Origin of the sequence: Thalassotalea algicola (genome assembly GCF_012932965.1) — a bacterium.
Lineage (GTDB): Bacteria > Pseudomonadota > Gammaproteobacteria > Enterobacterales > Alteromonadaceae > Thalassotalea_F > Thalassotalea_F algicola.
In genome coordinates, this window is the sequence record NZ_JABBXH010000003.1 from 134,481 (window position 1) to 148,981 (window position 14,501).

General features: G+C 38.9%; 14 protein-coding genes. 7 read left to right on the forward strand and 7 right to left on the reverse strand.

Going from position 1 to position 14,501, the window contains the following annotated elements:
• Positions 1-51: 51 nt before the first annotated feature.
• The gene (locus HII17_RS09305) at positions 52-2,448 is read left to right on the forward strand and encodes a DUF748 domain-containing protein (RefSeq protein WP_169075104.1); all 2,397 of its coding nucleotides are present in this window, start codon (positions 52-54) and stop codon (positions 2,446-2,448) included.
• On the opposite strand, the gene HII17_RS09310 is transcribed toward HII17_RS09305, so the two are convergent.
• The 4 genes from HII17_RS09310 to aroQ all read right to left on the reverse strand — a co-directional run bounded on the left by HII17_RS09310 (position 2,449) and on the right by aroQ (position 5,022).
• Positions 2,449-2,613, reverse strand: coding sequence for an oxidoreductase-like domain-containing protein (locus HII17_RS09310; RefSeq protein WP_169075105.1), 165 nt, complete (start codon positions 2,611-2,613; stop codon positions 2,449-2,451).
• A gap of 102 nt (positions 2,614-2,715) precedes the next feature.
• Positions 2,716-4,062 (reverse strand): acetyl-CoA carboxylase biotin carboxylase subunit, encoded by a 1,347-nt coding sequence (gene accC / locus HII17_RS09315; RefSeq protein WP_169075106.1) that lies wholly within the window; start codon positions 4,060-4,062, stop codon positions 2,716-2,718.
• Between the two features lie 23 nt (positions 4,063-4,085).
• The gene (gene accB, locus HII17_RS09320) at positions 4,086-4,544 is read right to left on the reverse strand and encodes an acetyl-CoA carboxylase biotin carboxyl carrier protein (RefSeq protein WP_169075107.1); all 459 of its coding nucleotides are present in this window, start codon (positions 4,542-4,544) and stop codon (positions 4,086-4,088) included.
• A gap of 22 nt (positions 4,545-4,566) precedes the next feature.
• A complete protein-coding gene (gene aroQ, locus HII17_RS09325) occupies positions 4,567-5,022 on the reverse strand; it encodes a type II 3-dehydroquinate dehydratase (RefSeq protein WP_169075108.1) in 456 nt (151 codons plus the stop codon).
• Between the two features lie 358 nt (positions 5,023-5,380).
• Between aroQ and HII17_RS09330 the strand changes: the two genes are divergently transcribed.
• The 4 genes from HII17_RS09330 to ung all read left to right on the forward strand — a co-directional run bounded on the left by HII17_RS09330 (position 5,381) and on the right by ung (position 10,091).
• A complete protein-coding gene (locus HII17_RS09330; protein WP_169075109.1) occupies positions 5,381-5,770 on the forward strand; it encodes a hypothetical protein in 390 nt (129 codons plus the stop codon).
• The gene (locus tag HII17_RS09335; protein ID WP_169075110.1) at positions 5,748-6,968 is read left to right on the forward strand and encodes a hypothetical protein; all 1,221 of its coding nucleotides are present in this window, start codon (positions 5,748-5,750) and stop codon (positions 6,966-6,968) included. The genes HII17_RS09330 and HII17_RS09335 overlap by 23 nt, the downstream gene beginning before the upstream one ends.
• A gap of 67 nt (positions 6,969-7,035) precedes the next feature.
• Positions 7,036-9,417, forward strand: coding sequence for an EAL domain-containing protein (locus HII17_RS09340; protein WP_169075111.1), 2,382 nt, complete (start codon positions 7,036-7,038; stop codon positions 9,415-9,417).
• Positions 9,418-9,431: 14 nt separating this feature from the next.
• Entirely contained in the window at positions 9,432-10,091 is a 660-nt protein-coding gene (gene ung / locus HII17_RS09345) for a uracil-DNA glycosylase (protein ID WP_169075112.1), read from the forward strand.
• 4 nt (positions 10,092-10,095) lie between these two features.
• Here ung and HII17_RS09350 read toward each other — a convergent pair whose 3' ends face one another.
• The 3 genes from HII17_RS09350 to cutA all read right to left on the reverse strand — a co-directional run bounded on the left by HII17_RS09350 (position 10,096) and on the right by cutA (position 13,427).
• Positions 10,096-11,184 carry a GGDEF domain-containing protein gene (locus HII17_RS09350; protein WP_169075113.1) on the reverse strand — a complete coding sequence of 363 codons (1,089 nt, stop codon included), beginning with the start codon at positions 11,182-11,184 and terminating at the stop codon, positions 10,096-10,098.
• A 110-nt stretch (positions 11,185-11,294) separates the two neighbouring features.
• On the reverse strand, positions 11,295-13,112 hold the full coding sequence (locus HII17_RS09355; protein ID WP_169075114.1) for a protein-disulfide reductase DsbD: 1,818 nt from the start codon (positions 13,110-13,112) through the stop codon (positions 11,295-11,297).
• Positions 13,113-13,115: 3 nt separating this feature from the next.
• Complete coding sequence (gene cutA, locus HII17_RS09360; protein ID WP_169075115.1) at positions 13,116-13,427, reverse strand: divalent-cation tolerance protein CutA; 312 nt, start codon at positions 13,425-13,427, stop codon at positions 13,116-13,118.
• Positions 13,428-13,562: 135 nt separating this feature from the next.
• Here cutA and HII17_RS09365 point away from each other — a divergent pair, with 135 nt between their 5' ends.
• Positions 13,563-14,054: an FxsA family protein gene (locus HII17_RS09365; protein WP_169075116.1), complete on the forward strand. Its 492-nt coding sequence runs from the start codon at positions 13,563-13,565 to the stop codon at positions 14,052-14,054.
• A 94-nt stretch (positions 14,055-14,148) separates the two neighbouring features.
• Complete coding sequence (locus HII17_RS09370) at positions 14,149-14,439, forward strand: co-chaperone GroES (RefSeq protein WP_169075117.1); 291 nt, start codon at positions 14,149-14,151, stop codon at positions 14,437-14,439.
• Positions 14,440-14,501 lie beyond the last annotated feature (62 nt).

Sequence of the window (14,501 nt, forward strand, 5' to 3'; positions counted from 1 at the left end):
TAACTTAGAACTTGTTGAATTGTCTTTGAGTCCTCTTGCGAGTATAAATTGATGGTATTGAAAAAAAAGTGGGTTTACGGCAGCACATTTATCACATTGTTACTATTGTGGATTATGTTCTTTAGTGCTCCAGCGGTTAAGTATTTTGTTAATAAGCAACTGGTTAAACAACAGCTTGCCGTTGAGATAGAAAACATCTATATCAACCCATTCTATTTTTCGACACGTCTTGAACATTTGCAAGTGTTGCACCTCGGAAAACCATTTTTAACGCTTGATCAGTTCAATATTGATATCAGCTTTTGGCACTTGATTACAGAGCAAGTTCAAGTTGAAGATTTCAACATTCATGGATTGAGCATAGATAGTGAATGGCTGGATGAAACACTGTCGTTTGCAGGTTGGTCGCCTATAGATTCTGCAAACGCCAACAATAATGATGAAATTACTGTTTCAAATGAAAAAAACACACTAGAGTTTAACGCCAATCTGTTAAACGTTGAAGATATACAGTTAACTTTCCAAGCTGATAAACAACATATTTGGCAGTTAAAACGCTTAACGCTTTCTGATGTATTATTAACTGATAACGCAGCACAAGCAAAGCTCTCGGTAGTCAGTTTATTAAACACGCAACCTCTGAATATAGAACTATCATTGTCTAAGAAAGGCAGCGAATTCTTTGTCAATGTAGACAGCTTTCACACAACACTAACATTTTCAGATTACGCTCAATGGATTCCTGATGAGCTTTCGTTAGGTGGTAGTGCAAGTGTAAACTTTAAAGGCAAAATCAATGCTCGTCAGTCAATTTGGCAGGCGGAAGGTATTGAGGTGTCAATAAACACACAGATGCTTACAGCTGCTATTCCGATTCATCAATCAATTAGTAATTTTTCTGTTAATTCAGCATCAATAGAAGCTGATTCAAAGGCGTTCAGTTATGAGCAGTCATCAAATAGATTAACTGGGCAAATAAATTGGCGATTTGTTACAGAACTTGTCAAATGGCAAGAGCCTGAAAGTGGCGATGTATTAGTAGAGCTGGCTAAAGCTTCGGTAGAAAATGGCATTCTGTCATGGCAGCCAGATATTGAAGCAAGCATATCTCGAATTAATTTACAGGACGGGGTGCTTTCACAGCGGGAAAGGTTAGTCACACTAGTGCTTGAAGATGAAGCTCCAGCACCTTTATTGGCTTTTAATGATATCAATGTAGACAATCTCCTGTTCTCTAACGAGGTACTTACACTGGAAAGTGTATTGTTCAACCTAAAACAAGCCGCAATTTATAAAAGTAGTCAAGTTGCTGCTGAAAATTTAGTGCTAACCAAGCTTGATGAAGAATTAGAACAAGAAGAGCCTTTAAGTGAAACCGAGATCAAAGTTGAAAAAGGAGAGTCGCAGTCGTTCGACTTTATCGTTAATGAGATAAGTGTTACAGGTAACCCTGATATAGTTTTGTTTGATCACACACCGAGTACACCAGTGACTCAGCGAGTTAAGCTAACTAAATTTAGTATGAGCAACCTGGACTCGTCTAGGCCCGAGCAGGCTAGCCCATTCTCATTTTCTGGTCAGTTGAACAAAAGATCTAATTTAGCCATTCATGGTGACGTTTATCCTTTTACTCCTTATAAAGACTTAGCTATAGAAGGGCAACTATCGTCAATAAATATTGCGCCTTATTCGCCATATGTTGTAGATGCTATTAATCACCGAATTACACAAGGTGTTTTATCTGCAGATTTTGATTTTTCTTTGATTGCACAAGAGATTAAAGGTCAAGTGACCACTGAAATAAAAGCGATGAAACTTGCTGAAGAAGAAAGTGTTGACGCCAGCGATAAAGAAAAAGGAAGTTCAGTAATACCATTGAACGTGGCTATTAATCAACTAACTGACAAGCAAGGAAATATTGAACTTACTTTCCCGTTGAGTGGAAATATTGAGCAACCTAGTTTAGGTATTAGCGGTTTGATTTCAATAATAACCACTAAAGCACTTAAAGAAGCTGCTAAAAACTATGTTATTCAAACGTTTTTACCTTATGCCAATATTATTAGTGTCGCCATGCTCGCAAGTGATACGTTATTTGAAGTGACCATTGAAGACTTACATTATTTATCTGCACAAATTGAACTAGAAAGTGCTCAGCTCGACTATGCGACACAATTAGCCGCAGTGCTTAAAGAGCGCGAGAATGCGCAATTAGTCATCTGCCCAATTACAACAGCAGAGGAGCTTAAGGGAATTCAAGTATCAGAGGGTACTGAAAACAAAAAAGCTGAACATAAACTGAAATTATTAGGACAACAACGACTTGAAAAGTTCACGGAACATTTGATTGAGAAGTTTGCAATCGAGAATGAACGAATTATTCATTGCGATACACGCATAGATAAATCAGAAGAGGCGCAGCCTAAACTGACCTTTATGGCAAAGTAATTAGCTCTCTGACTTCAATTCTTGTTGTGTTTTTAGCGCGACTTGTTGGAGGCGCCACTTTTGCATTTCTGAATAATAGTTATCCCATACACAAGGATTGCACGCACTATCACAACACTCTCCATCTGCGGGAGGGGTGGGTTTTTCGATTAATGGTTCAGTCATCAAAGGTTCTCTACAACTTGTAACGTAGTTATTATACGATAATCTTAAAAGATAAAAAAACGCTAACCGAGGTTAGCGTTTTTATTAAAGTTTGAATGTGAACTACTCTTGCTCGGCAAGCTTTTTCTCTAAATAGTGAATGTTTGCTCCACCATTTACAAAACCTTGGTCATTCAAAATATCTTGATGTAATGCGATATTCGTTTTTATACCGTCTACTACTAATTCACTCAACGCATTGCGCATACGAGCAATAGCAACGTCACGATTGTCACCGTAAGTAATCAATTTACCTACCATAGAATCGTAATGTGGCGGAACCGAATAGTCAGCATATATATGAGAATCCCAGCGAATCCCCATACCACCAGCGGGGTGGAAACGCGTTATTTTACCCGGTGAAGGTATAAATGTACGTGGATCTTCGGCATTGATACGACATTCAATTGCATGGCCGTTAATTTTAATATCTTCTTGTGTATAAGATAAAGGCTGACCTGCTGCAACACGCAGTTGTTCTTTGATTAAATCAACACCAGTGATCATTTCCGTTACTGGGTGTTCAACCTGAATACGGGTATTCATTTCAATAAAATAGAATTCACCATTTTCATATAAGAATTCAAACGTCCCTGCACCGCGGTAGTTAATTTCTAGACATGCATTACAGCAACGCTCGCCAATTTTAGCGCGCATTTCAGGTGTTATACCTGGAGCAGGTGCTTCTTCAACCACTTTTTGATGACGTCGCTGCATTGAACAGTCACGTTCACCTAAATGAATTGCGCCACCTTGGCCGTCGGCAATTACTTGAATCTCAACATGACGTGGGTTTTCTAGGAATTTTTCCATGTAGACCATGTCATTGTTAAATGCTTGACGCGCTTCGGTCTTAGTTAACTGAATTGATTCAATTAACTCAGATTCGTCACGAACTACGCGCATACCACGACCACCACCGCCACCGGCAGCTTTAATGATCACTGGGTAGCCAATACGACGTCCGTGAGCTAAATTTGCATCTTCGTCTTCTGTTAAAGGACCGTCAGAGCCAGGAACACAAGGAACGCCTGCAGCTTTCATGGCTTTGATTGCTTCAACTTTATCACCCATTATGCGAATGCTATCCGCTTTTGGGCCAATAAATGTAAAGCCAGATTGCTCAACTTGTTCTGCAAAGTCTGCATTTTCAGCTAAGAATCCGTAACCAGGGTGAATGGCTGTTGCATTTGTTACTTCTGCTGCAGTAATAATGCGCGGAATATCTAAATAACTTTCTGTCGCAGGTGGTTTACCTATACAGATAGTTTCATCAGCTAATAATACGTGTTTTAAATTTCTGTCGGCTGTAGAGTGCACAGCAACAGTTTTGATACCAAGTTCTTTACACGCACGTAAGATACGTAGTGCAATTTCTCCTCGGTTAGCAATAACTACTTTTTCTAACATGGAATTACCCTTAATGTTGGGGCTTATTCAATGATGAATAGCGGTTGGTCGAATTCGATAGCATCTTCGTTTTGCGCTAAGATCTCTTTAATAACACCAGACTTATCAGCTTCTATTTGGTTCATCATTTTCATTGCTTCAACAATACATAATGTATCACCTGCATTTACATGTTGACCTACTTCAACAAATGCCGGCGCTTCAGGTGAACCTGCTGAATAGAATGTGCCTACCATTGGTGAGCGTACAACGTGACCTGAAAGTGCTGGAGCTGCAGCAGTATCTGCTACTAGTGCCGCTGCTGCAGGTGCTGCAACTGGCGCTGGTGCAGCAGCCATAGGTGCAGCATGCATCATAGGAGCGCTTGCAACTACAGTGCCTTTATTGATGCGAATTGATTCTTCGCCTTCTGAAATTTCAATTTCATTGATACCTGATTCTTCTACTAGTTCGATCAGTTTTTTGATTTTTCTAATATCCATGTAAACACCTTTGTGTCGTTGATTATTCGGTAAATGAACTTAATGCTGTAACGGCAGCATCAAGAGCGAAAAAATAGCCTTGCGTTCCTAAACCACATATCACACCTTGTGCCTTATCTGACAAATAAGAATGATGTCTGAATTGCTCACGGGCATGCACATTAGATAAGTGCACTTCAATAAATGGTATGTTTACCGCTAACAATGCATCACGTAGCGCGATACTTGTATGAGTGAACGCTGCTGGGTTAATAATAATGAAGTCAATCTTTTCGAACGCATTATGTATGTGATCGATAAGTACAGATTCACTATTTGACTGAAAGCAAGTTAACGCGACCTGCTTGGTTGCAGCGAAGCTGACCAATTCGGTGTGTAAATTATCTAGTGTTTGTGAACCATAAATTTCAGGTTCACGTTTACCTAGCATATTTAAATTAGGGCCATTTAGAACCAATACGTTAAACTTTGCAGTCATAATCTCTAATCTTGTCGTTAAAATTGTTGTATACGTTAATATTGACATATTAAGGTCAAAAAACAAACGCAGGGTAACAAAAAACTACAATTAATCTTAATTTGCTGCATATTATAGCCATATCGACGAATTTAGCAGCAAAATACTGGTCTAATGTCTTAGGGGGGATAAAAATAGTTTGCCATTGCACTAACTTTGGCTACAATTAGAGTGGTTGGTCTAGATTAATTATTTGATAAACAAATGGTTAATATTACAAAAGCTTAACAATATTTTGAGCGTGACCCCTGTTGCTCTCAAAATAGATGTGTACAAGGACGTTGTTATTAATAAATTTATTATCCTTGCCGTGTTCCTATTGTTGTATTCCTCCGCTACAAATGCGGCAGAAGTGCAAGCGGTCACTCATACTTCGGTTGAGCAGTTAAGCCTGTCTAAACTTGAACTTCGAAGAATTTTTTCCAAACGTGTCACCAAGTGGCCTAACGGTCAACCTATTGTCGTATTTGTATTAAAAAGCAAACATCCTCTGCATCAAAGGTTTAGCAAAGAAGTTCTCAAAATATTCCCTTATCAGTTAGATCGCATTTGGAATAAAATGACCTATTCTGGCGTCGGCACTGCACCAATAGTGGTACCTGATTACGAAACATTAATCAGTGAAGTAAAAAGTACGCCAGGAGCAATAGGTTATGGTGAAGGCATTACGCAAGAAGGAGGTTTGCATGTCATTCAAATTAAGGAATAGTTTTTTCTTCAGTGCTGTCTATAGCATTACTTTATTGTTCGGATTTGCAATTACTAATGTCGCCATTGCTGTAGAAGAAGACCGTAAGCTGCAGATACATGGTTTCATTGCACAGGGAATTATTGATGCAAGTGGAAGTGATTTCGTTAATGATGATCAAGACTTGTCATTTGAGCTAACAGAAGTTGGTATTAATTCATCTTATCAAATTAGTGATAATTTAAGGCTTGCTGGCCAAGCGGTTTATCTTAATGGCGGTAATCGGTACGCGGAAGGTGCTCGTGTTGATTACGCCTTAATTGATTGGTCTGCGTATCAGTCACTATCAAGCCAACTTAATATTTATATAGGTCGGTATAAGAATTACCATTGGCTTTATTCAACTACGCGAGATGTACCTTTTGCTAGACCAAGTATTGTATTGCCGCAGTCGATATATTTTGATGGTTTTAGAGATATTGCTGTTGGTGGTGATGGCATTGCATTGTCGTTCAAACACAATAAAGAAGGCTGGGGTGATTTTGATTTTAATCTAAGCTATGGCACCTCAATTATTTCCGATAAACAACGGAAAATAATCTTAAGTAAGCTCTCCACGGGTGATATGGAGCATGATCTTGATTATCAGGCTAGCATTTATTGGCAGCCTCAAGACAGTCAGTGGCGCTTTGGCTGGGCCGGTCTTGATTCAGACTTTACTTATGATATGGGTAAAAATGATAGCTTTTTGGATGCCGATATAACATTGCAACGATTTATCTTAAATGCGTTGTATGAAGGTGAGAATTGGGAGTTTAGTGGGGAAGCATTCCAAGAGCGATTTGTTTTTACTGGCTTTTATTCTCCTTACTTTAAGCAAGATAACTTGGGGCAAGGTTTCTTTGTTCAGTCTCGCTACCAATGGAAAGAGAAAATAAGAGTCTTAGCGAGATATGAAAAGTTTTTCGCAAATAAAGATGATAAAAATGGTAGCGGACTGGAAGAGTCAAGTTTTGGGACTATTCCTAGTTATTTTGGTTATCAACATGATGCTGTGCTTGGTGTTTCAATAGACTTTACATCTAACTTACGTTTACAGCTAGAACATCACTGGGTTGAAGGTACAGCTAGGTTAACGCCCGTTGTTTTGCCTAATGCGGCAATAAACGACGAAGAGCACTGGCAAATGTGGGCGGCACAGTTGATGTACTGGTTCTAATATGAAGAAAACCTTTGTTAGCGTTCCCTTAAAACTGCTAAGCCTAATATTAGGTACGCTCTTACTAATGAGTGCAGGGTTTTCGACACTTTCACTTTGGCGACTTCAAGCCGAATTTCAGCAATTTCAACATGATAAATTAGTCATGGGGAGCAATCAGTTCGGCGTAGAAAAAGACAGCTTAGATAATCAGTTAAGAATTTGGGTTGAATCCTTTTCTGATATTGTAGGAGTTGCTGAACAACAAGACTTTTCTAAACTAACCAATGCTATCGCGGAACAGTTTTATGCGTTGCAACTGCATTTAAATGTTGAAAAACTCTGGCTAGTAGACGAAAACTTGCAAACTTTATGGCTTTCTCCTGATTTTACGCCAAGATTAGTGCGAGAGCATGCCAGTGAAGTATTAAAAATTCAGGAGCCGTTTAGTGCTATTCATTGTGAAAGTGATTGCCAGTTATACACGAGTGTTCCAGTAATAAACGGTGATGGAAATATAGCGGTTATTACCATGTCAGCATCACTGATCGACGTAATCTTTTTATTAAATAAAAGCTTAGAAAGTGAGGTTGCTGTAGTCAGCTTGCCAGTGGCAGATAAACTGCACTTGGATAAGGCATCATTTATCTCTATGTCAGACCAAGATCTCACTAGCACATTATTCAATCAATCCTACCCCGAAGTTGAATTACAGGAAGTATTGTTAGAGGGGATGGAACTGACCAATGAGCAAGATTATTTTTTGATGAACTTGGTACCACTGGCTACTACGGATAAACGCAATTACTTCTTAGTGTTGATCGACAATGTTAGTGAATTTAAAGAGAAAAACGAAAGCTACCGTCGATATTTTCTAATTACTGAGTTGCTGATTTTCGTAGCACTGGCGCTATTGGTCTTTTTCATTACTAGCCCGTTTACTCGCCGACTCATAAACTTAGCAAATGCACTTCCTTTGCTGGCACAAAAAGAGTTTGTTGAGTTTCGTAAGGTGCCGCTGACAAGGCGAAGCTTCTTTGTTGATGAGCTCGATATTTTAGCTAATTCAGCACAAGAACTTAGCTTTGAGCTAGAGCAACTCAATATTGAAGTAGAACAAAAAACAAAAGAGCTAGAAAACATTGCGATGTATGACTTATTAACAGGTCTACCTAATCGCAACATGCTTAATCACCAATTACAAAAGTTAGTCGCCAATTTACACAGAATGTCTGGTGGTATCGGCGTACTATTTCTAGATTTAGATGATTTTAAGAAGGTAAATGATAGCCATGGACACGGTGAAGGAGATCGTTTACTTGAAGAAGCAGCCAACCGTGTAAGAACAAGTATTAAAAAGAGTGATCTTGCTTGTCGATTTGGTGGTGATGAATTTGTTGTCGTGCTGAATCAAATTCACTCGGTGGGTGATGCGTTAGTTGTTGCGGAAGATATTTTAAATCGCTTTAAAGCGCCCATAAAAATAGGTTCAAGCATTTTTTATGTTTCAACAAGTATTGGGGTTGTGTTTAGTGATGATGAAACGCATCGTGCCGATGACTTGGTTAGTTTTGCTGATATTGCTATGTATGAAGCAAAGAATAATGGTGGATCTCAGTACCATGTTTATCACCCTGATATGTTTAAGCGAGTTGCGAAACGAGTTGAGCTAGAAGGTGAAGTACGACAAGCTCTTCTTAAGAAGCAATTTAGCATTGCAATGCAACCTCAGTTGGCTGCAAAAGATAAAAAATTAATAGGTTTTGAAGCTTTACTGCGCTGGGAGCACCCTGATAGAGGGATGATACCACCAGATGAGTTTATTCCTATTTTAGAAAACTCAGAATACATGATAGAACTTGGCTACTGGGTAATGCGAAGGTGCTTTGAATTAACTGCTGAATTTATTGAACAAGGTTTGGTGGATGTTAGAGTGGCGATAAATTTGTCCGCGATGCAGTTTCTAGATCCTCACCTGAGCGATTATTTACGCCAACTTATGCGTCGATTTAATATTCCTGCTAAGCACTTCGAACTAGAGCTTACAGAGCAAACCTTAGTGTCAGATATAGATAAGGCAATCAATGTAATGTATAGCCTGAAAAATATTGGCTTTAGCTTTGCTATTGATGACTTTGGCACAGGGTATTCTTCACTAGCTTACTTAAAGAAAATGCCGGTTGATGTAATTAAAATAGATAAGAGTTTTGTTTTCGGTATGTTGGAAAATCATTCTGATTATCAAATTATTATGTCGACTATTGCTATGGTGAAAAATTTAGGACTGATTGTGGTTGCAGAGGGAGTTGAGAGTGGTGCTCAACTTCGAAGCTTGACCATGAATGATTGTGATATTATCCAAGGTTATTACTTCTCGAAGCCTGTTCCTGAGAAAGAGCTCAATGAATTTATAAGCGAAAAGATTCTTGATGGTTATTGGAAGACACAGGTTAAAAAAGACGCCACATAGGTTAATAGTCAATTATGATAACTTGGTCAGATTTACTCGCCGAAGAAAAGCAACAAGATTACCTTAAAGAAACACTCCATTACGTTGACGCAAGACGATCAGAAGGCGTGACCGTTTATCCACCCAAGGAAGAGGTTTTTAGTGCTTTTAACGAGCCTGAATTTGAACGAATTAAAGTCGTGATTCTAGGGCAGGACCCTTATCACGGTGCTAACCAAGCTCATGGTTTATGCTTCTCAGTGAAGCCCGAAGTTAAAACGCCACCATCATTGGCTAACATATACAAAGAGTTAGCCAATGATATTAAAGACTTTAAAATACCTAATCATGGTTACTTGCATTCTTGGGCAGAACAAGGAGTATTTTTACTTAATACTGTATTAACGGTGGAAGAAGGGCAAGCGCACTCTCATAAACATTTAGGGTGGGAAACATTTACCGATAATGTAATTAAAATGCTTAGTGAACACGGTCAAGGTATTGTATTTATGCTTTGGGGAACACACGCTCAAAAGAAAGGAAAGTCTATTGATACCAACAAGCATATCGTTTTAAAAGCACCTCATCCTTCGCCTTTATCGGCGCATCGCGGCTTTTTAGGTTGTCGTCACTTTTCAAAAGCTAATCAGTTGCTGGAAGAGCAAGGCAAAACTCCGATCAATTGGCAGGTGTAACTCGTTAAGCAACCTTTGGGGCTGTCTGATTTCTTCCTTGTGCTTTGGCTTCATAAAGCGCTTCGTCCGCTCTATGCAATGCTTGATTAATTGACGTATTCTCTTCTATTTGGCACATGCCAATACTTGTGGTGCAGGAAATTGATTGATTCTGATACGGCACTTCACACTTTCTTATAGCAGCATGAATTTTTTCTGAAAATGTATCAGCATGAGCAATATCCGTTTGTGGCAAAATAAAGAGAAACTCTTCTCCTCCCCATCGGGCAACGGTATCTTGTGCACGAATTTGTGTCTTAAACAGTTCTGCAAGTTTTATCAATACCTGATCGCCCGCATCGTGCCCGTGTGTATCATTAATCGCTTTAAAATGGTCGATATCACATAAAAGTACAGTTAGCGGCTGATTTGTTCGTAGCATGCGGTGATATTCATAATCTAGTTTTGATAACGCATCACGGCGATTCGATAACTTAGTCAGGGGATCATAATTTGCTAAGCGCTCAAATTCCTTACTTATTTCTAACGTGCTTTTATGTGATTTTTCTCGAGAATATTCATAAAAGGAAGATAAGAAAGTAACGGTTAGAAAGGAATAAATTAGTCGAGTTTTAAAGTCTGGGTCGTAACTTGTGGCGAGCAACTGACCGTCAGGAAAAAATAGCAACGTACAAATTATGATAAGGAATATGCTTAAATCGACAAGGCCACGCTTTAATCCGTGAAGGAATAACGCTACAGGAGCGACCATAAATATCCATAGTGGACCGGTATTATTGGTTCCACCTGAATAAATAAGGTAAATCATCAGTGCTGTTAGAGAATAGAGTATGATATTTGATGATAAATCGACATTGCTGGTTTTTTTTTGCATGTAAAAACCAATCAAATATACAGCACTAGCGATATACAATATTGATGAGAGCAGCCAGTTTCCAATAAAAGCCGCATTTGTAGCCATTAGAAAAGTAATTGACATACCGACAAACGAAAACAGGTTTACAACGTACTTTCGGCGATACGTTTCGTCTGGGTTATTGTCGTCTAAGCCTGCTCTGAAATAAGCAAGCAATAACTGCTTCAAATACTTCATCAGTGCCAATATATAATATTTATTCTATTAATCCTATCGAATGAGATAATTAAGGTTTGTTGCGTTTAAAACAATGCCTTTGCTTGTAAGTAACAAACAAAGGCAAGTTACTATTTGAATGTGCTGGTAACGTGTGCCGCAAACTCGTCGGCGCCCATGAATCCGGTCACTCGTTTATTGCTTACTTCTAACCCGTTTTTATCGAAAAACAGAATAGAAGGCAGGCCGAATACATCAAAGTGTTCCATTAATTCAATGGAATTGTCTGATCCTGTGTCAGTTAAATCAATTTGCACAAGCATAGTGTTAGCTAATGATTTCTGCACCTGTTCTGTAGGAAAGGTGTACTCTTCGAATTCTTTACAAGCAACGCACCAGTCAGCATATAGATCCAACATCACAGTTTCACCTTGTTTATTAGCTTGCGCTATTGTTTGTTGCAATTCGGCTAAGCTCTCAACTCTCGTGAAGTGTTTTTGGTTACTAGTGGCAGCGCCATGTTGAACTGCCACTTGTGTTGGAAATGTTAGTTGGTAAAGCTTGTTAGCACCATAAAACAGCATTAAGAAGATAATTAGTGATCTAAAACCGTACCAGAAATTTTTGCTACTAGACTGGTTAGCGACATAGAAATAAGTCGCACTACCGAGAAGTAATATTGCCCATAAAACACTTGATATGTCAGTAGGCAAGAAGCGTTCTAACAAGAAAATTGGTACAGCGAGTAGCAATAGGCCAAAAACATTCTTGATAATGTTCATCCAATTACCAGCTTTCGGCAGCAGTTTCCCGCCTGAGCTTCCCAAAACTAATAACGGCAAACCCATACCAATACTTAAAGCATAAAGTGCAGCTGCACCTAAAACAATATCACCAGTTTGAGAGATATAAATGAGCGCACCAGTTAATGGCGCCGTAGTACATGGTGATGCAACTAATCCTGAAATTGCGCCCATAGATAGCACGCCAGTATAAGAACCGCCTTCTTGCTTATTACTCATTTCATTGAGCTTGCTTTGCCAACTAGCAGGTAATGCTAGGTTAAACATGCCAAACATTGAAAGTGCTAGGAAAATAAATAGAACACTCAATACGATAAGTACGGCTGGGTGTTGAAACATAGCTTGAAATTGTGCGCCAGCTAATGCAACGACAACCCCTAGAATAGTATAAGTAATCGCCATGCCTTGAACATAGAAAAATGACAAACTAAATGCACGTTTAGTCGATAGATTGTCACCTTGTCCAACGATTATACCTGTTAAAATGGGGTACATTGGAAATACACAGGGAGTGAACGATAACAATAGTCCACCCGTGAAGAAGGCGATTAACGTAACAAGTAAGCTTTCATTTTGTAGTAGTGATAATAATTCAAATTGTTCACTTCCGTTGCTAACTGTTGCTTCTTCAGGTGCAGTATCACTAACCTCTAATGCCGCTAATACATTAGCATTATCTCTTGCGGTAACAGGTAATAATTCAATTGTTTTAGTTGTTGGTGGATAACATAAGCCTTTCTTAGCACAGCCTTGATAACGAACACTAACAATTGCACCCTCATTGGTACTTATAATTGGAATGGTAAATTCAACATCTTCGTCGAATATTTGCTGTACACCAAAAAATTCATCTTCATGTTCAATTCCCTGGGGTAGAACAACTTCATCGATGGTTGCGTTTTCTGCGGTTATTTTGAATTGGTGACGATATAAGTAGTAGCCATCTTTGACATTAAAGCTTACCTGCAACTTGTCATTGTTTTGGTGAAAATCAAAAACAAATGCTTCATCAACCTTTAGAAATTCATCGTCATTACTGAATAAGCTGGACGACGATGTATCAAAAAGACTATTTTGAGCCAGTGTCAACGGGGTAAATAATGTGATTGCTAACCAAGCGACCAATAGTAAAGAAAACTGTTTCATAAATTACTTCAACGAACCTGTAATCCAGTCTAAATAACCTTCATCACCTTGCTGGATATCCAAAGCGACAATTTCCGGCACATCATAAGAATGAAGTTGCTTAATTTTGTTTGAAAGTTTACCAAACAAATTGGCTGACGTTTTGATCAGCAACATTACTTCTTCATCTTGTTCAATCTTTCCTTGCCATTGGTAGATAGACGTTACGCCTGGCATTATATTTACGCAAGCGGCTAACTGCTCGCTTACTAACACCTTTGCAATTTCTTCTGCCAATATTTTATTAGGGCAAGTACACAATACAACTTGAAACATAGTTCTTCAGCAGTTTGTACAATAATGGGCTACTTTTAACATTTTGCTGGCCAGAATGCACTGGCAATTGTCTTGTGGTTGAAAATGACCCGACAACCCCCATATTAGTTTCAATAAATTTTGAAGAGTTAAGTTATGTTTCGCATTTTATTTTTGCTGTTTGTTGTTATTCCTATTATTGAAATCGCTGTTTTAATGCAGGTAGGTTCGTTAATTGGCGCTTGGCCAACAGTTGCTATTGTTGTGATAACAGCTTGGCTAGGCGCAAAAAATGTAAAAGCGCAAGGCATCGCGACAGTACAGAACCTACAAACCAAAATGGCCCAAGGTGAAGCGCCTTCAGAAGAGATAGTTGCTGGTTTACTGTTATTAGTTGCAGGTGTGTTACTCGTAACGCCCGGTTTTGTAACTGATGCATTTGGCTTGTCGTTATTAGTGCCGCAAGTTCGTTTGGCGTTGGTAAAAAGCGTGCAACAGCATTTGTCTGTTCAAACCGTTGGAGCATCGGGGTTCAGTTATAGTGCTCAGTCATTTAGCCAAGAAGAGCACGTTGATAGCTATGAAGAAGCTAAGCACCACGTTCATCAAGGAAAAACTATTGATGGCGAATTTGAGCGTAAAGACTAAAATTTTTTTATTAGTAGGGTTGTAAACAAAAATTACGACCTTATCTAATCTTCAAACTATTTTTAACTAAACAATATTCTCAGGAGAGAAATCAATGAGCATTCGTCCATTACACGATCGCGTAATCATCAAGCGTAAAGAAGTAGAGTCGAAATCTGCTGGCGGTATCGTTTTAACGGGTAGCGCTGCTGAGAAATCAACTCGTGGTGAAGTTGTCGCAGTAGGTAACGGCCGTATTTTAGAAAACGGTGAAGTTCGCGCATTAGACGTGAAAGTTGGTGACCAAGTTATCTTTAACGAAGGTTACGGCGTTAAAACTGAAAAAATCGACGGTGAAGAAGTACTGATCCTTTCGGAAGCTGACATTTTAGCAATCGTTGAATAATTAGTATTTAAATCAATTTAATCGCATGGCTTTTTAGCGGTGCTATGTAAAGAATATAGGAA